Origin of the sequence: Methanosarcina sp. UBA5, from assembly GCF_002505485.1 — an archaeon.
GTDB lineage: Archaea > Halobacteriota > Methanosarcinia > Methanosarcinales > Methanosarcinaceae > Methanosarcina.
This window is the reverse complement of sequence record NZ_DAVG01000123.1, coordinates 1-18871: the sequence shown is the minus strand read 5'-3', so window position 1 is coordinate 18871 and position 18871 is coordinate 1. Positions and strand designations below refer to the sequence as shown.

Genomic DNA, 18871 nt, shown 5'->3' with positions numbered 1-18871 from the left:
TCAGCAAAACTGTGCCCAGTATCGGTGTGCTTTGACGTAACTTCCCCAGAGTACGAAATCGTTCCATTCTTCAAGATCTATCTCTGCTGCCCTCAAATAGATTTTATTCTGAAAAGCTGAATATTCCATATCGTACTTCTGCTTCATTTCAGCTATTTTTTTGTCGTAGTAATTGGTTTTTTGTTCAGCCTTGTTGTGCACAAATCCCTGTAAAATTTTTTTCTCATCTTTGTTTAAACTGACTTTGGCCATATTATCTATAGATTCAAGGATTTTTCCAGACATTTTTACATAATGACAATACTCAATGATTTCCCCCAATATTACCACCTATTATTATTCCGTCCCTTCCACTTTAAATTTGCTTTTGTACGCATTCTTTTTTATGTAAGGTTCTCTGAAATTAGATAAAAGAAAATTTGAAAACTTAATCAGATCCCATATTCTATTTGACATGATAATATCTAACTCACTGTTAAATATTTAATCTATGTATCTAAATATTTATAAAGTTTATGGGTAGCTTTTAGTGTTAATTGAGATATGACAATTGAGTTACATTGAGAGAATATTAATATCGGCGACATGCCGTGATTCAGTTTAAGAGACCGAATAACGTTAATTCATGAGCAAAATCATGTAAAAAGGATTGGACTTGCCCCTAAGATAGAACAGTGTAGATGACAAGGAGTCCTTTTTTCTGGAATATGACCTGATCTGAAAGCTAGAACTATTAATACAAGAATATAACCCAAATCTTGAATTTTTATTTCGGCAGCTCGGGTAATAATCAAATTTTAAAGAGATAAAACTTATATTACTATGGCTTATTGCTGTTATAGATGCTGTTGTAATGCTATAATAAATTAATAAAAACTACAAACATTATTTGTCTGAAACCGAATAGCATCAAAACAAAACCCTATGAATTAAGTTGAAAAACGAGCTCGTATTAATTTATTTATTAAAATATGTGATCCCTATGCCCAGAAAATACACCAACAAGACAACCCATTTTATTCTCCACGATGACGGTACATTTGATGTTTATATGAATAAAAAGTTTAAAGAATGTGGACTCTATGAGGAAACCCCGGATACTGTAAAATTGAACTACTTTAAAAACTCTTCAATATTCCAAAAAGAAGTAGGATGTTTAATTTCTGAGAACTACAGAATCTGGATAGAGAACAGAGTAATTAATGTTCCCGGTGGCATCCTAGACAATGGGGTGTTCATAGCTAACTGTGATGACGGGAGTACCATCCTGAAAGATTGAAGTTTATGGCATTTAGAATAAATAGACGAGGATTGTTTGGATTCGAAGGAATCCATTTTCGGAATTTTTTATTTAATTTGAAAAAATATGCTCTATAAAAAATTATTCCTAGTATTACTCTTCTTACCCTGTATTATACAGTAAATTTTTTTATGTTAGAAAATCTAAAGCAAGGGATTTTCCAATCCATAAACCTTGATCTGGAATTCAGTGCTAAATATTAAAACTTATGTAACTATTCAGTGTATATTTAGCTGCGCTCCTTTGAGCGCCGCTAGAATAGCATGTAATACAGGTAAACTATTCTTTCTGATTGTAGAAATATATGTTCTAATTCTGCAGAAAGCTTCCGCTCTTCGCATGGTTCTGAAAATTCCGGATATTTTCTGCTGTAGCTTCATCATCCTGACATCTCTTTCTGCCTGATTATTCTCAAACGGAACTTTCAAGTCTATCCGGAATCTCAAAATCTTTTCTTTGTGTTCTATAAACCTATCAAGCATATTCCTTGATTTGGTTTTTGGATTCTTACCACGTTTTCCTTGTTTTTCAGGATTTAAAGACGGTGGATTCTCTTCAATTCCTTTCATAACTACAGCATCGAACCTTTTTCTAATGCCTTGATTTGTTCAATATCAAAATCTTTGACCTGCTCTTTGCACTCATCAGTATACTTTTTCATTTCAGTTAACAGCTCATTCATTTCTTTAGTCCATTGCTGTTTATAACTCTTCAATTCCAGTAAGTTCTCTCTGGAGATGAGCGTTACAAAGAATATGATTACAATCATAACCATTGTAGGGTTTCTATCCATCATGAACTGCCATTCCCTTATACTCTGGAAGAATTCCCATAGAATCCGTTGCTTTTGATCTCCTTTTGGATGAGCAAAATAACAGGTATATTTATCATTAGAAGCTACATGAAGCCAATGTTTTTTTCCTTGAACCTTCATTCCAGTTTCATCACAATGGAGAACAGGAGAAGATATTAACTTCTCTCTAATCGTATTTTCAAAATACTCCATATTCCGGAAACATTCTCTTTCTGCTTTAATAATAGTAGCAGAACAGATTTTTATTCCTATAACGTCATTAAAAAGCTCAGAAATCCTTTCACAGGGAATAAAATGGTGGTTCTTACAGTAAATTGCTGAAGCTAAGATATTAGGACCATATTGAACTGGATATTTTACGGATTTTGGAAAATCAGCTTTATTTAATCTCCCATAGTGAGGACAAGTTTTTATCTGACTTCGATGTTCTGTAACAATAAGATTTACAGGTGGAATATCAAAAACCTGTCTTTTCTCATAAGCTTCAACTTCAATATCCTCAAGAATATGTCTACATTCTTTGCAACAACTCAAAGAATGTTCAATTACCTACTCAGGTTATCAACTATTTTAAGAGTTGTTCCTGGATGACCTTCTTGAACTCCAGGTTTCTTGCCGCCCTTTTTACGGAGACTCTTGGGATTAGGTTTTTCGTTGACAAAAAAGTCAGTAGAAGAAGGTTTACTGCTGTTTCTGCTGTTTTGATTTAAGAGATTCTAAAGCTATCAATCTTTCAGTGAGTTCTTTAGTTTGAGACTCAAGACTTACAATATAAGCAATAACTTCAGGGCTTGAAGCACATAGAGCAAGAATCTCATCACGTTTCATCAAGGAGAAAAATGATTCATTTTATATCATTTTATATCCAATTTTTCATCGGAACGAGGAAAAATTGTGTAGCTTTGATAAAGCTACCTGAATAGTTACAACTAATTTTAAAATTACTTTTGGATTTTTGTGAAATATTTGTCGATTTCTTCCCAGTTGATGATATTCCAGAATCCTTCTATGAATTTGCCCCTATCATTCTTGTAATCAATATAGTAAGCGTGTTCCCACACATCAAGCGCCATAAGGATCGGATAATCCGGGATTATATTCACATTGTGCTTTTCGATCTGCATGATCATAAGTCTCTTTGTATCATTACAGAAGGTTAAGGCCGCCCACCCGGAACCTTCAACACTGGATGCAACCTGGGTAAACTCCTTTTTAAACCTCTCAAAGCTTCCGAAGTTGTCTTTGATCATTTCGGACAATTCCCCTACAGCCTCTTTGCTTGCATTGCTTTCGGGAGTCATCTCCCACCAGAAGTAATCGTGAAGGACATGCCCGGCCAGATTAAAAGACAGGGCTTTTGCAGTTGCCTTATAATCAAAGTCGTTTCCTTCTTTCCTCGCCTTGTCCATCATTTCTATAGCTGCATTTGCGTTAGCTACATAAGCCTGGTGGTGCTTGTCATGATGTAACTTGAGCTGCTCTTCGGAAATATAAGGTGCCAGGTCTCCATATCCATATTTTAAAGGTGGCAATTTGTACAATCCTTTGGCCATATTATCCACTCTCTTTATCGAATTTTTATGAGCTATTGGTTTTGCAAAATTTGTTCTGGAATCTGAATTAAAAATGGATCTATACTTTCCAGTCAAAAGATCACACTACAAATGATCCCATTACAAATCCTGCCCCACTAAACAATTTTCCCCTTAGTTATGTTACAGGAATCTGTTCAAATTACTCTATCGTGAGCAATTTTATTCCTGAACATTTCTCGCTGTAAAGCACTTTCTTTGAAAAGCACTCTGCTTTGAGTCTCTTCAAACACATCTCGAATTGCATCTGGCAATTCAAAATGTAAAACATAATTATCATCAAACCTATTTAAAGGTAAAAGATACAAACTATAGATATTTTCAAAGAAATGTATTCAAGATCTCCAAGAAAGATTTGACTTATTGAAAATAAAATCATAAGTAGTAATTAAGATAAAACTACAGTAGGGGTAGGAGCGAAGTTAAAAACTAAATAAAGATTAAAATTGGTTGAGGAAGAAAAATTGATTGAGGAATAAAACAAATGGTAAATTCACTCTCTCACCTGGGAATCGGCCTTCTGATTGCCCTGACCCTTGGCTTCAAAGGAAAAAAGCGAAACGCTATCGGGTTTCTGGCAATCCTTCCTGACCTGGATTTTATCCCATACACCCTGTTTGCTCTCATCAGCGGCAGTGTGAGCCATGAGGCGCGAAACCAGCTTTTTTACCTGTTCGGCCACAGGGAATTCCTGCACTCAATTCTTTTCATCCTGCTTGTCACTCTTTTTGTCTGGTTTAAAACAAAAGACCGCCTGTTTACGGCCGCCGGATTTGCAGCCATCTTTTCCCATGTTTATCTTGATTACGCGACAAGCTGGAAAATACGTCCCCTCTACCCATTCAGCACCGGGACATCAACTCTCGGCGCGGTTTATTTCTTCGACCCGCTGGCAAATATTCTTCCTCTGCTGCCCGTTTTCATTTTACTTGTGGCTTACATGAAGGACCATGGAAAATGGAATGGGAAGTTCAATAATTTCTGTGCCTTTGTCACGAAAAATCGGAGCAAACTCTATCCCGCGCTTTTAATTGTGCTTGTGGTCTGGCTTACAATTCTGCCGGTGGCAAAACTATTTCTTGTGAATTATATTTCCGGCGCGGAAGGCGCAAAAATCAGCTATCAGGACACCTATCCTTCGTCCTTCGGGAAGTTCATTTCCGCGTATTCGTATAACTCTACCCATTACAAGATAATGGAAGTGAGCTACTGGTCAGGGATCGAAAAAAGCGATTATATCGAAAAAGTCAACGTGACCGGCGCCGTTCCAGACGCCTCCACGTATATTGAAAGAGCCGGAAAACTCTACAGCACAGCCGTTCCTCAGGAAATCGATTATCCTGTCTACAGCGTTTCGGAAGAAAATGGTTCGGTAACTGTTACGTTGAGCGATGCGAGAGATCCATATGTTAAATACTGGGCTTATTTCAAAACGGTTTATAGGTTTGTTTTTGATAAGGAGAGCGGGGAATATGTGGCTTATGCGAGTAGGCAGGGGGAAGATGAGGAAAAGTTACATAAGAACTGGTTTGGGTAAGATTATGGACAGTTTGCTAAAAGAGATAGGAAATTTTAATTTCTCATTATAGTCTGTTGTAGTCTTTGAAATTAATGGAATATCTGCAAATCTAGATTTTTTAGATTGATTTAAATAGTTTTTGCATTTGTTTTGAAAGTATAGGAGATAGTTTAATGGGCAGATGCAAGTATAAGTTCAAAGGTACTTATGACAACTTTAAATGTCCTCTTGAATCTGAAGAAGGTAGTGAATATTGTTACTGGCATCAGGAAATCGAAGGAAAGAAACCATCTCAGGATCAGCTAAATTTTCTGAAAGATCACAAAATTTTGGGTGTTTTCCTTCAAAAAGTCAATTTAAACTGCGCTGATCTACAAGGTATTAAATTAATTTTAGCTAATCTAAAGGGATCTTCTTTTTATAAAGCAAATTTAAGAAAAGCTAACTTAAATTCCGCAAATTTACAAGATTCAGATTTAAGAGAAGCAAATTTAGAAGATGCGTATCTACCAAGAGCTGATTTGCAGGGAGCAGAATTTTTCAGAACCAATTTAAAGGGAGCATGCTTGATATTCGCAAGATTAGAAAATTATAGTCTCACTACAGTAAATTTTCAGAATGCTGACTTAGGATACGCTAATCTAACAAATTCAGACTTGAGTGGTGCAAATCTTAGCAGAGTAAATTTGGAATATTCTACTCTCGAAAATGCAAACTTAAGAGGATGTAAATTAATTGAAGCGAATCTACTTTACTCTAATCTTTCAAAATCTGATTTAGCTTATTCAGATCTGAGTGGAGCAGATCTTAGTTATGCTGATATAAGACAGGCATCTTTAGTAGGCACTATTTTTGATTCCAAATCCATTTTAGAAGGGACTCGGCTCATAGGTTCAAATATATCTAGCTCATATGTTGATGAAACAAAGACGTTCAGAAATGCCATTTTCTTTAAGTCTACTAAAATTAGTGAAAAAGAGATTAACGAGTTCGTTGCAGATACTCTCTCTACTAAAAGACCATTTCCATATATATTAAGTAAACAAATTATGTTTGATGTCAGAAAAATTGAGTACTTTGAAAGTGATTCCGATTTTGTGTTAGATGCTTTAAATAAAGCAGAAATTATAAGGTATATCGGTTATGGTAAAGCACTTAATATTTACAAAGTTATTTTCTACAAAGATTTAATCGATGCGCATCAAAAAGGAGAAATTTCTTATGAAATTAAGGAAAAATTCGATGATTTAGTATTTTATAAAAAGCCTAAAGAAAACATTCCTCTCTGGAACAAAATACCATTACTAAAAAACTACATGATAGCTATTGCATATGAAGATTTCTTATTTGACGATAGAAAAGAATCTTTTTTTGAATTTGCGACTTTCTTATCTTCACATAGAAAAGAACTTCTTTATGAATCTTCCTTCGAAATATATACAAAATTATATAATTTTTATTCATCCAACGGTGACAGTCTTCAAGCAAAACATGCTCATTATAGGGCAAACGAGTCTTATCGAAAACTTTTACTTACAAAGGGTGGCTTTAAGAATAATATTAGGGCAAGAGTTTTTGACGGGTTTATCTTAAAAGTTTTAGCAGGGCATGGAGACCAAATTTGGAATCCTATTTTTCTTCTATGATTGGTATTATTCTATTTGCTTTTTGTTTCTGGAAGATAAATGGTATAATTGTTCAAGGGAGAGAAATCAAACTGATTGACTATCTTTACTTTAGTCTCACTACCTTTACAGGATACAGTTTTCCAAATATACAGCCTGATATAGCAATACCGTTAATGCAACCATTAGTAATGGGAGAGACTGTTTTTGGTCTGATGATGGTATCTCTGATCATTTTTGTCATTACATATCAAATTTCAAGGTAATTTCTCAAATTTTTCTGTCTTCGCAGTCGTATGGTACCCCGTTTTAAGATTCATCGAAACTCAAACCGGCCCTGAATAACAAAAATTCGCAAAAGACAAATTGAAGATTAGTCTATGAAATTTAATGTAAGATAAATTGAATATTTTTCTTAAAAAAAGGAAAGAGAAATGGCTTTATTTGCCATTTCATCACTCTATTATAACAAACCTTTGTTGCATAGGAGTAGGTTCCAATATCTCTGGAGGGTGAGAGAATCTCACACTATGGAAAATAATCTTGCCGTCACCTTTCTTAACTGCAAGAAACTTGAACTTGCTAGTTCCACCTTTTCCCGGCATAGTAGGCTCATCGGGTACATATGCTGACTCTACAAAATAAACGCAATGTGGCATTTCTGACAGTAAGCAGTTGTAACCGGTCGAAGAAGGATTCGACGGTATTGATATTTCAAATATATCTCCAATTTTCGCATTTATCGGTGGCAATAACTCTAATTTTTGCATTCTTTTATACCCCCTTTATGTTAAAACTCTCTCACTATTGTTCTGAAAATTGCTGTGTATGAACACATTGGACAATTTATCCAAGTGATTGAGTTATAAGTTAGAATGTTGGTCAAAGTATATACAACTTTCTAACATTTATCATTATATTTCAATGTACGAGCTATATTTGGTGTTGTTTATAAAGACTTGTAGAATTCCAACGAGAACTATATAACTAAACTTTCAGATCTACCACATAAGGTCCTGAGAATTCTGAATAAACATACCTTCCGGTACTCAATCTCTCAAAAAATATATTCAAAAAACCCGCCCCGAAAAATAAGTCTACCGCCCGGCTCCCCTCCGGACAAAAACCCCGCCGCCGGAAACAAATCCCCAAAAAATCTTTATTCCGGCAGCATTTTAAGTGGAGAATTATTCTTCTTCACTCGCGTGCGTTACTCAATCTTCTTTAACTTCTTCGTCTTCGTCCTCTTCTACCTCATTCTCCTCTAATTCTTCGGTTTCGTCTGCTTCGTTGGCAACTTCAAGGTCTTCAGCTTCATCCTCTGAAACCTCGGCTTCCTCCCCGGCTCCAGTTGCTTCTGCGGCTTCTTTACCTTCAAAAGCTGTGAGTTTCAGGTTCTTTTCGGCTTTTTCGCTTTCGATCCTGGCTATACCCGCGACTGTGTCGTCGGGTTTCAGATTCATGATTCTTACACCCTGGGTGTTTCTCCCCTGAATAGAGATATCTTTCGCAGGGATACGGATAATGATACCATCGGCACTGGTGAAGATCAGTTCATCGTCATCGGCTACGGATCTGACTCTTGAAACAGGGCCATTCCTCCCATTGGTAATGATTGTTATCACGCCTTTTCCGCCACGGCGGTGCGCAGGATACTGGGAGTACTCGGTTCTCTTGCCAAAGCCATTTTCGGTTACGGTCAGGAGAGTCGTGGTCTCGTCAACGAGGTCCATACTGACAACCTCGTCATCAGGGCCTTCAAGGGTCATACCCCGGACACCTCTTGCGGTTCGGCCCATTGGGCGGACATCTTTCTCAGGGAAGCGGATAGCTTTGCCTTTCTTTGAAACCATCAGGACTTCTTTTTTGCCGTCTGTAAGGAGAACTCTTACAAGCTCGTCCTCTTCATCAAGGGTAACTGCAATTATGCCTGCTTTCCTCGGTTTCCTGAACTCAGAGAGGGGAGTCTTTTTAATCGTGCCTGCCCTTGTTGCCATAAGCAGGTAGTGGTTTTCGTCAAACTCCTTGACAGGGATCATGGCATTGATTGTCTCGCCTTCCTGAAGCTCCAGAAGATTTACTATGGCTTTGCCTCTAGACTGCCGCGAACCTTCCGGAATCTCATAGACCTTTTCCCAGTAGAGCCTGCCAAGGTTTGTAAAGAACAGGATATAATTGTGAGTTGAGGAAATGAAGAGATTCTCCACGAAGTCTTCTTCCTTCATTTCCATGCCGATTATACCTCTGCCTCCACGACGCTGCATGGTATAAGTCTTGAGCGGGATGCGCTTTATGTAGCCTCCGTTAGTAATTGTGACAACAACTTCCTCTTCGTGAATCAGATCCTCTTCTCTGACTTCAGAAGCAGCCTGCACGATTTTTGTCCTGCGGGCATCCCCATACTTTTCCTTTAGCTCCAGAAGTTCGTTCCTGATTATCTCGTACTTGAGCCCATCGCTTTCAAGGATTTTCCTGAGTTCACCTATCAGCTTTACAAGCCCTTCCAGTTCCTCAATAACCTTCTGGGTTTCAAGTCCTGTCAGGCGCTGCAGGCGCATATCAAGGATAGCCTTCGACTGAGTCTCGTCAAGAGCGAAATTGTCCATCAGACCCTGCTTAGCTTCATCAGCATTTGCTGAACCCTTTATCAGAGAGACTATCTCGTCGATGTTATCCAGGGCAATCTTGAGGCCGTCAAGAACATGGGCTCTCTCCTCGCTCTTCTTGAGGTCATAAAGCGTCCTTTTCTGGATAATTTCCATCCTGTATTCCAGGTAGATTTCAAGAAGCTCCTTCAGGTTGAGCTCTTTTGGCTTTCCGTCAACAAGAGCCAGATTGATTATCCCGAAAGTGATCTCCATTTGCGTATGCTTATAGAGCTGGTTTAAAATAACCTTTGGATTTGTGCCTCGAGAAAGCTCGATAACAACCCTTATCCCTTCCCTGTCGGACTCGTCCCGAAGATCGGAAATTCCGACAATTGTTTTTTCCCTGGCTAGCTGGGCAATGTTTTCAATCATCCTGGCTTTATTAACCTGATAGGGAAGTTCTGTTACGATTATTTGCTGCCTGTCTTTCTTTAATTCCTGGATTTCGGCAACGGCCCGAATCTTTATAGGGCCCCTTCCGGTCATGTACGCAGACCTTATACCTGCTGTTCCAAGTATATGGGCACTTGTTGGAAAATCCGGCCCCTTGATCACGGTCATGAGCTCAAGAATTGTGATGTCAGGATTTTCAATAAGCATAAGAGTGCCGTCAATGACCTCTACTATGTTATGGGGGGCCATGTTTGTTGCCATCCCCACTGCAATACCTGTGGACCCATTGACAAGAAGATTCGGAAGTTTTGCAGGGAGGACTTCGGGCTCTTCCATTGACCCATCATAATTTGGCATGAAGGGAACAGTTTCCTTCTCGATGTCTGCCAGCATCTCCTCTGAGATTCTGCCCATGCGGACTTCGGTGTAACGCATGGCAGCAGCCGAATCTCCATCAATCGACCCGAAGTTTCCCTGTCCGTCAATTAAAGGATAACGAAGTGAGAATGTCTGGACCATACGTACAATACTGTCATAAACGGCAGTGTCTCCGTGCGGATGGTATTTACCAAGCACATCTCCCACAACACGGGCTGACTTCTTGTAGGCCTTGTCATGCGTAATCCCTGCCTCTTTCATTGCAAAAAGGATTCTACGGTGAACCGGTTTTAAGCCGTCCCGGGCATCAGGAAGTGCCCTTCCGATGATTACGCTCATTGCATAGTTGATGTAAGAGCGTTTCATCTCATTTTCGAGAAGGATAGTAGTAACCCCACTCCTTTCTGGCTCTGGACCTTCGTCCTCCGGATCGTCTGAAGCAGGGTCGGATACGTTTAATTCCAGTTTTTTGCCCGAATCTTCCTGTTTAAGTGCGGCTGAATCGTCACCACTTTCCGGCTCTCCATCTTTCTCTTCGGGAATAAGGGTAGCTTGATAAGATTTTTTCAATTCATCTTCGGATTTCTTCTCGTCTTCATATTTTGCCATTTTTAGCCACCTCAGATATCCAGATTTGCAACCTCTTTTGCATGCATTTGTATGAAGTTCCGGCGTGGCTCAACTTCATCTCCCATGAGAACTCTGAATATCTCATCAGCCCGAATCGCATCTTCCAGGGTCACCTGTAAAAGGATCCGGCTCTCAGGGTTCATGGTAGTTTCCCAGAGCTGTTCTGGGTTCATTTCTCCAAGACCTTTGTAGCGCTGGATTCCAAGTCCTTTTTCCCCGAGTTCTTTCTTCTTTGCTTCGAGTTCCCTGTCAGAGTGTATGTAGTACTCAGCTTTGCCTTTCTTTATGCGGTAGAGAGGAGGCTGGGCAATGTATACGTATCCCTCGTCAATAAGAGGCCTCATATAGCGGAAGAACAGAGTGAGAAGAAGAGTCCTGATGTGTTCTCCATCTACATCGGCATCAGTCATGATAATAACCTTATGGTAGCGGGCACTTTCCAAAGAGAAGTCCTCGCTGACTCCTGTTCCAATGGCAGTGATTAGGGAAATTATCTCCTCATTTTTCAGGATTTTTGCAAGTCTGGATTTTTCCACGTTCAGGATCTTGCCCCTGAGAGGTAAAATAGCCTGGAAACTCCTGTCTCTACCCTGTTTTGCCGAACCGCCTGCCGAATTACCTTCCACAATGTAAATCTCGCAGGCTGCAGGATTCTTTTCCGAGCAGTCCGCAAGTTTTCCCGGAAGGGTACTGACTTCAAGAGCGTTTTTTCTCCTGGTCAGTTCTCTTGCCTTTTTTGCAGCTTCCCTGGCTTTCTGTGCAATGAGGGCCTTTTCAAGAATAACGTTTGCAACCTTGGGATTTTCCTCAAAATATTCTGCGAGTCCATCAGTCACAAGGGAGTCCACAATTCCTTTGACATCGCTGTTTCCAAGCCTTGTCTTGGTCTGCCCCTCGAACTGGGGTTCCATGAGTTTGACACTGATGATTGCGGTCAGTCCTTCCCTTACATCATCGCCTGTGAGCTTTATGTCTTCTTTGGAAAGTTTGTTAACTTTAATGTAGTCGTTTGCAACTCGTGTCAGTGCGGTCTTGAAACCGATAATATGGGTGCCGCCTTCGTGGGTATTGATATTGTTTGCGAAAGAGTACACGTTCTCTGTATAGCCAGTCGTGTACTGCATTGCAATTTCTACTGCCATGTCGTCCCTTTGTCGCTCAAAATAAATCGGGTCGTGGAGGGGTTGTTTTTTGTTATTCAGGTACTTGACGAACTCCACAATCCCCCCTTCATAAGTAAAAATTTCAGCCTGTTCGTCTGGGGTTCTTAAGTCCCTGAGGCTGATAGTAAGGCCCCGGTTCAGAAAAGCGAGTTCTCGTAATCGGTTTGAGAGGATCTCGTAATCGAAATCAAGGGTCTCAAAAATTTTTGCATCCGGCATAAAAGTAGTTTTTGTGCCAGTAACGTCCGAGGTTCCAATTTCCTGGACGTCGGCCTCAGGCTTTCCACGGGTATAGCGCTGGAAATACTTCTTGCCTTCTCTTGACACTTCAACTTCCAGCCATTCAGAAAGTGCATTTACTACAGAGACCCCTACCCCATGCAGTCCCCCTGAAACTTTGTAGGTGTTCTTGTCGAACTTCCCTCCTGCATGCAGAACAGTCATTACAACTTCAAGAGCTGATTTTTTGTGAAATGGATGAAGGTCGATAGGAATACCTCTTCCATTGTCCAGGACTGTCACACTCCCGTCGGGGTTGATCGTGACATCTACACTGGTACAGAAGCCTGCAAGGGCTTCATCAATACTGTTGTCTACTACTTCATAGACTAGGTGGTGGAGCCCGCGCCCATCCGTGCTCCCTATGTACATGCTGGGACGCTTCCGGACAGCTTCCAGGCCTTCCAGCACCTGGATGTGCGAAGCATCGTAAACCTGTTTATCACTCATCTTAGTTTATTCTCCATAAAAATCTAGTATAATTATCTGAATCACATAACATTATATTTTTTTTAAAAAATTCGCGGGGAAACTTTTATCAAAATAGATCTTAGAATTCGTATCAATCCTATAAGCCTGCAGTTTTTATCAACTGCTTATTATATTTTACTTTTATCTTTTTTACCACGAACCAAATTCAATATGCGCTCATACATTTTAAGCCTTTAGATTCCCTGAAAATTACACAAGATTTTTCAATATCAATCCTCTCAAAACAGGTGATTTTTAGCATAATTTTACGCTCAAATATGCGCTTTTCATACTAATTTTTTAATACGTCTTTAGTTTAAATTAATATTTGCTGTTCCGCTCGCAAAAATTTGTATCTCACAAGGAATCAGAGCAGTAGTTGCGGCATTTATACTGTTTATCAGCAGATCTTTACATATACAGTTCAGGGTATTTTTCGATAGCTTTACCGGGAATTTCCCGGTAGAATGTTAACCCGAAATCCGTCATGGTTATCGTGATGTACTGATTGGATATCCTGCCGTACCAAGCCCGATAGGATTTAATCACAGTTTCTTTTTAAGCCAATTATTCTTACATTAATTTAGAATGTTTCTATATAAACTTAATCAGCTTCAGACTTTATATTGAGTAAATTCAAAGAAAATTTCTCTTGCCCATGAATCAACCCTCTTGAATATCTCTCTGCAGAAATTTACATAACGTTGAAAATAAGAGCAAAATACTAGTGCTTCGATTCCAAAATAAATTCCTTATTTAATTGGAAATTCTTGATCGTTAATTTGGTTCAAGCGTCAAGTTTTGTGAACATACTTCGGAATCGAAGCACTAGTGCATCGATTTTCCAATATTAGGTTTACGTAAATCACTACAAAAACAACACATTATTTTTCATTTCGTATTAACCGAATACAAAAGTACTGGTCGTACACTAATATCTGATTGATGTTTTCATGGCATAGTCTCAAAAATGGCTTGTGATTGCGTTTTCATACATTGAAGCAAGTTTGCTCTAGCCTCACTAAAGTACGAAACAAATGCCATAAAATTCTAGTTGGAAAATTCTCCCTTGTATTTATAATTGATAAAATAATTGCATTAAATTTATTAATAGTATTGAATATATGTAGAGCTCATCCCAAAACCTACTCATCCCAAAACCTATTTTCATTCTCAGCTATAAGAATTATTCAGGATTGCTTTCACATCTGATGCTCGATTGGTCACTTAATATGCGGGAATCAAAGAAGCAAATTTTGAGTTTTGGGATCGGCTCATAATACAAAATATAATTATGATGCGTAATATAGTTATAGCATTAAATGTATATTTAAATTGTTACTAAAATTGAAGAGGTTTGATAATTGTGTTTATTCGACGGGCCAAAATTGAAGATGCAAATGAAGCATCAGAATTAATCTGTATGGCCTGGGAAGAATGTGCTTATGTGCTGGCTGGTTCTACTAATCGAACAGCTGTACAAGAGATTATTAAAAAGTTCTATAAACAGCCTGATAATATTCTGAGTTATCAAAATATAGATGTCGCTGAAGGACGTAATGGTATAGCAGGTTTAGTTTTGTCGTTTCCTTCAGACTATTTTCCACGCTTGAAGAAATTACTGGTGGAAAACCTCCCTAAATATTATAAATCCAATGCCGCGGATTTTCAGAGAAAAGTGATACCTATGTTAGAAACAAAAGAGGCAGAATCTGGGGAATATTATATAGATTCAATTGCCGTTTATCCACAGTACCGGGCCTGCGGGATTGGGAGCAAATTGCTAAAGGTAGCAACCCTCAAATCTCATAAACTTGGCATTTACAAGACCTCATTGATCGTTAAGCCTGAAAACAAAGAAGCTCTAAAATTATACAAAAAAAATGGTTATTCTGTAAGAGGAAATTTAAAACATGCGGGAATAAATTTTTTGAGTATGGTTAATGCAATTAATCGGACTGGAAATTCAAGCAGTTAACTACCCTTGAGATAAAAACTCAGAGGCTTCCGGCTTCATTTCCCTGACTGCTGCTCACCAATATCTACATGTGTCTATCCCCCGTGTTCTGCAGAATAGGGCAGTGTCGCGAATTTGCTATAAATTTGAGTCAAGTTTTTGTACACGGTATATGAAACTGGTCTACTAATATCGAGTTTTGATTAGATAACTTTTTTAAATTTGTAATTTTTCCAAAAAATTGGCACACTGCCAAAAAGAATTGTACTGGAAGCTCTCTAGGCTAATAGGTAATGTTCATGGTAAACTACAGAACTTTCAGTACACTGCCGGAAATTCACGGAACTGAGGCTTTAATAATTCGAGTTATCCATACTTGGTCAGTTCAGGTGTTCTTTTTTCAAATCATTCCCATGTCTTTCAACCGGTTCGGAAGATAAACTTCGGTTACGAAATCCAAGCCTTTGCCTGCAAAAGCCTGCTGTTCGGCCTTTTTCCCTATATCGAGCTGGAGTTTGATTTGTTCTTTCCAGTAGTCGGATTCGAAACGCGGGTCAGAAAGTTCACTCCTCAGGGCGTTTATATCCTGTTCTGTAAGCTTGTCGGTCGAGAGTTCGTATTCGACTATATCCGAGGGTTGGAGGCCAAGGAATTTGGCTGCGGGGGTTGCCATGAATTCCGAGAGATGAGCACTTTTTATAGCCCCATAGGCAACCGAGGCATAGATCCTGTAGGACCACGGGTCGCCATCCGTAAAAACGGCTACAGGGATACCTAGTTCCTCGTTCATGCGCTTGATAATCCTGCGGGTTGACCGGGCAGGCTGGCCTTTAAGATGGACAAGGATCGCATTGTAGGCTTCATCAAATCCGTTTTCCATCAAACGTGCGTACATACCACCGGTTTCTATGGCAATTATCATGCTTGCATCATGGGCCTTGAATTCGATGTTTTCCACATTAAAGGGGATCTGGTATCCTCCTTCCCCCACATCTTTCTGGCAGTGGATATTTCTTTCTCCGCGCTTTGTCTGCTCTGTAATTTCAATAGGGCCGAACATTGTAGCCCCGTCTTCTTCAGGGCGCATATGGAAATATTCTCTCTGAAGGGCTGTAAGGAGTTCGAGGTCTTCGATCAGTCGGTCACTTTCAGCCTGTTCTTTGAATTTTGCAGCTTCCCAGCCTTCCGAGATGTAGTAAAGTTCTCGAAGCGTTGAGCCGCGGTTATGGGCCAGATGCTCTTTTATAAGGAACTCGGTAGCGTAAGTGGTTTTCAGGAGCTGGAACGCCCCTTTTACGGTTTTTGCACTCCTTTCGCTTTCCCTGTCCCCGTAGACCCAGACATCGCTCTCATCAGAATATTCTATATTTGCCTTTGTTCGGCTTGGGAGGCTAACACTTGGGACAACCTCATTTTCAAACTGGTTGTAAATCTTCTCTGCAAGCTCAAGCAGCTTTTCCCTTGCAAGAGCATCTCCCTGAAAAGTTTTGCTATTTGTTTCTCTATCCATTTTATGCCCCCTTAAAGGCTTTTGCCCCTGTTACAAGCTCTTCTTCAAGCCCTTCCACAATAAGTTCAGGAAGCTTTCCAAGTTCGCTGTCAGTTGCAGATTCTATCCTGTAACTGAGCACCTTTGAAGACCCGACTGCTGCAGAGATATCCCATACATAATCGTAATCATTGCCCAGAGTCACAACCTTTGGTTCAGGTTTTGCCCTACTGATTGTCCAGGGCAGCATCTCATGAACCCTGAAAGCATATGAAGAGGTCCCGAAATTCTTGACCTTTATTACAATATCCGCAGTCCCATCCTCGTTCCTCTTCACTCTCCTGTGTACAAGCAGGTTTCCCATTATCTTTGCAACTATAGGATTGATGTCAGGAACATCTTTTTCCAGGATATTTGCAACCTTTAATGCCATTTTAGGAAGTAACTTTGTAATGATAATTTCTTTTTCCCTGCGCTTCTTAAGATCACTCTGCTTGCTTAGATAATGCTTAAGCTTCCTTGCCACCTCTTTGACTGCAAGATCAATCTCGTCCTTGATTACAGGGATATCTGCGATCGCATCTTTTGATTCCGAGGTAAAGGGTACGTTAATGGAAGCAATATGGATAAGGAGGATAGCCGGGCCAACAGGAATTCCCCCTCCTGGCTGATTTAAGCCATACTGCTTCCATTTAATATCTTCTACTGCATGTGTGGTCACGCAGCCTCCCTGCTGGTAAAGTAAAGGCACACGGTTAGCAAAACGCATTATACTGATTTTTTCTTCTTTCGGAAGATTTCCTCCGTAAGCGAGCCCTACTTCTACTACAAAAGGATTCCCGGAATATACTGCAGGTTTTCGTGTGCTTGTGGCAATAAAATCCACATTCGTTTCTTTCTCAAGCCCCCTGTAAATCAGCTCTTCTCCTATTGGAGAAAGGCAGTCTGTAGGAGGAGCCATAATCTTTACTTTCTCAAAAGCCTCAATTAGTTTTCTTGCCTCGTGGCGGCCCAGGGCGTGAGGGTCAATCTCAGGATCAAGCCCTGAAGCTTTGCAGATTTCCTCGGCAGTTAACAGGCCTATTTTGCAAAAAGAGTAACGGAGGAACGGGGCAAGTTTCTGGCGCTCAGTGTAATGGAGCATCTTCATTAGAGTGCCAAGTTCTATACCTTCAGGGTGGGGCAGGATTTCTTCTGCTGGCTCAGGCATCTTATCCGTTGCTCTTTCAAAAACCTCCTCATTGCCGTCAGGTTCTATAAGGGTAATTCTTGCATGGGGATTCACAATTGCTGTAGCTTTGAGATATTCGTAAATGGACTGCCTTCTTCCTTTTACGTAGGCAGCCTTCATTTCCAGTTCGATCTGAGTCCCGTGTGGGCGAAACCAGTCCCTTATCTCGTCTTTCAGGATGTCGGGCTCATTCGTGCTGGTATTGATCATAAGCTCATAATAATGGGCAGGGTTACCGGAGCCGGTTTTTGAGAGGATTTTCGTCTGCCTGCCTGCAGTCATCTGGGCATAGAGTACGGCTGCGGAAATCCCTATCCCCTGCTGTCCCCGGCTTTGCTTGAGGGCATGGAACCTGGAACCATAGAGAAGCTTTGCAAAGACTTTTGGAATTTGCTCTTTTATAATTCCTGGCCCGTTATCTTCTACAATAACAGTTACGTAGTCCTGCCCGGTTCTTTCGATCTGGACAAGAATGTCAGGCAGAATCCCTGCTTCTTCGCAGGCGTCCAGAGCATTGTCAACCGCCTCTTTTACGGTTGTTATTAGGCTTCGGGGAGCCGAGTCAAAACCCAGGATCTGCCTGTTTTTCTCAAAAAATTCTGCGACACTTATTGACTTTTGATTTTTGGCAAGTTCTTCTGCAATGGTGAATTCCATGAAAATTTACCTCAGGTTGAAAAATCAATGTAAGTTTATGCAATTTTATAAATATCCGGAGTAAGAATTTCTGCTTTATGTTAGTACAATTATTAGCATTTTTATTTCATAGCATTTTACCATTTTAGCGTTTCATTGTTTTCTGACAACTGTACGCCTTCTATGAATTTCTTATTTATTTCTCTTCTTTAAGTGTAGATTTTGATAATTTCATTTTTTTAAGTACATTTTAAAGTATAAAAAATATTATACAATATAGAAAATAGGTTTCTATGAGAGAAAAAGAGTTCAACAATATAAAAATGCCTTCTAAAACAAAAATAACTCTGGATATTAAGGTACTTTTATGCCTCATTAATTATTTCAAGTAGGTTTAATACAGCCTTAAACGAGGAGTTTCTAATAACAGATTTCAGAATAAAAGGTTTAGGTAGGAAAACCAGGCCTGATAAAATATAAAACAACTTTAACTTTATTATTATAAAATTGCGCTAATTTTGAAGTCAAGAAGCTTAAAGTTCTGCCCCTATAATTGTCTTGGTGGCTTTTACGGTTTCGCTTTCCCTGATTCTATCTACCACGTCGTTAAGGGTATTCAGATCTTCACCATCTATAATTATTACAAAGTCGTACTCCCCAAAGACATGGTAAACATCCTTAATCCCCTCGATGTTCTTCAATTCTCTATATGCTGCCTTTTCATAACCTGGCAGCACGTTTATCAT

Annotated in this window: 12 protein-coding genes and 1 pseudogene; 4 read left to right on the top strand and 9 right to left on the bottom strand. The window is 39.5% G+C overall.

Translation table 11 applies throughout. The features are described from left to right. On the bottom strand, positions 1–330 hold the full coding sequence (locus tag BP621_RS15645; RefSeq protein ID WP_292391547.1) for a hypothetical protein: 330 nt from the start codon (positions 328–330) through the stop codon (positions 1–3). A 652-nt stretch (positions 331–982) separates the two neighbouring features. On the opposite strand from BP621_RS15645, the gene BP621_RS15640 reads away from it, so the two are divergent. Next, positions 983–1279, top strand: a complete 297-nt coding sequence (locus tag BP621_RS15640; protein ID WP_292391546.1) for a hypothetical protein — start codon at positions 983–985, stop codon at positions 1277–1279. 239 nt (positions 1280–1518) lie between these two features. On the opposite strand, the pseudogene tnpC reads toward BP621_RS15640, so the two are convergent. Further along, a pseudogene (tnpC, locus tag BP621_RS15635) lies at positions 1519–2942 on the bottom strand (IS66 family transposase). 113 nt (positions 2943–3055) lie between these two features. Continuing rightward, the gene (locus BP621_RS15630) at positions 3056–3667 is read right to left on the bottom strand and encodes a superoxide dismutase (RefSeq protein WP_292391545.1); all 612 of its coding nucleotides are present in this window, start codon (positions 3665–3667) and stop codon (positions 3056–3058) included. A gap of 523 nt (positions 3668–4190) precedes the next feature. Between BP621_RS15630 and BP621_RS15625 the strand changes: the two genes are divergently transcribed. Next, positions 4191–5243, top strand: coding sequence for a metal-dependent hydrolase (locus BP621_RS15625; RefSeq protein ID WP_292391544.1), 1053 nt, complete (start codon positions 4191–4193; stop codon positions 5241–5243). Positions 5244–5398: 155 nt separating this feature from the next. Beyond that, positions 5399–6871 (top strand): pentapeptide repeat-containing protein, encoded by a 1473-nt coding sequence (locus BP621_RS15620; protein WP_292391542.1) that lies wholly within the window; start codon positions 5399–5401, stop codon positions 6869–6871. A 434-nt stretch (positions 6872–7305) separates the two neighbouring features. On the opposite strand, the gene BP621_RS15615 is transcribed toward BP621_RS15620, so the two are convergent. The 3 genes from BP621_RS15615 to gyrB all read right to left on the bottom strand — a co-directional run bounded on the left by BP621_RS15615 (position 7306) and on the right by gyrB (position 12791). Beyond that, positions 7306–7620 (bottom strand): protease inhibitor I42 family protein, encoded by a 315-nt coding sequence (locus BP621_RS15615; protein WP_292391541.1) that lies wholly within the window; start codon positions 7618–7620, stop codon positions 7306–7308. Positions 7621–8064: 444 nt separating this feature from the next. Continuing rightward, positions 8065–10878: a DNA gyrase subunit A gene (gene gyrA, locus BP621_RS15610; protein WP_292391540.1), complete on the bottom strand. Its 2814-nt coding sequence runs from the start codon at positions 10876–10878 to the stop codon at positions 8065–8067. A gap of 11 nt (positions 10879–10889) precedes the next feature. Beyond that, positions 10890–12791 carry a DNA topoisomerase (ATP-hydrolyzing) subunit B gene (gene gyrB, locus BP621_RS15605; protein ID WP_292391538.1) on the bottom strand — a complete coding sequence of 634 codons (1902 nt, stop codon included), beginning with the start codon at positions 12789–12791 and terminating at the stop codon, positions 10890–10892. Between the two features lie 1387 nt (positions 12792–14178). On the opposite strand from gyrB, the gene BP621_RS15600 reads away from it, so the two are divergent. Beyond that, positions 14179–14790, top strand: coding sequence for a GNAT family N-acetyltransferase (locus BP621_RS15600; protein WP_292391537.1), 612 nt, complete (start codon positions 14179–14181; stop codon positions 14788–14790). Between the two features lie 379 nt (positions 14791–15169). Here BP621_RS15600 and BP621_RS15595 read toward each other — a convergent pair whose 3' ends face one another. The 3 genes from BP621_RS15595 to BP621_RS15585 all read right to left on the bottom strand — a co-directional run. Further along, positions 15170–16279 (bottom strand): DNA topoisomerase IV subunit A, encoded by a 1110-nt coding sequence (locus BP621_RS15595; protein ID WP_292391535.1) that lies wholly within the window; start codon positions 16277–16279, stop codon positions 15170–15172. A gap of 1 nt (position 16280) precedes the next feature. Further along, the gene (locus BP621_RS15590; protein ID WP_292391533.1) at positions 16281–18146 is read right to left on the bottom strand and encodes a DNA topoisomerase VI subunit B; all 1866 of its coding nucleotides are present in this window, start codon (positions 18144–18146) and stop codon (positions 16281–16283) included. Between the two features lie 512 nt (positions 18147–18658). After that, positions 18659–18871: Lrp/AsnC ligand binding domain-containing protein (locus BP621_RS15585; RefSeq protein WP_292391532.1), on the bottom strand; the 213-nt coding region annotated here is incomplete at its 5' end.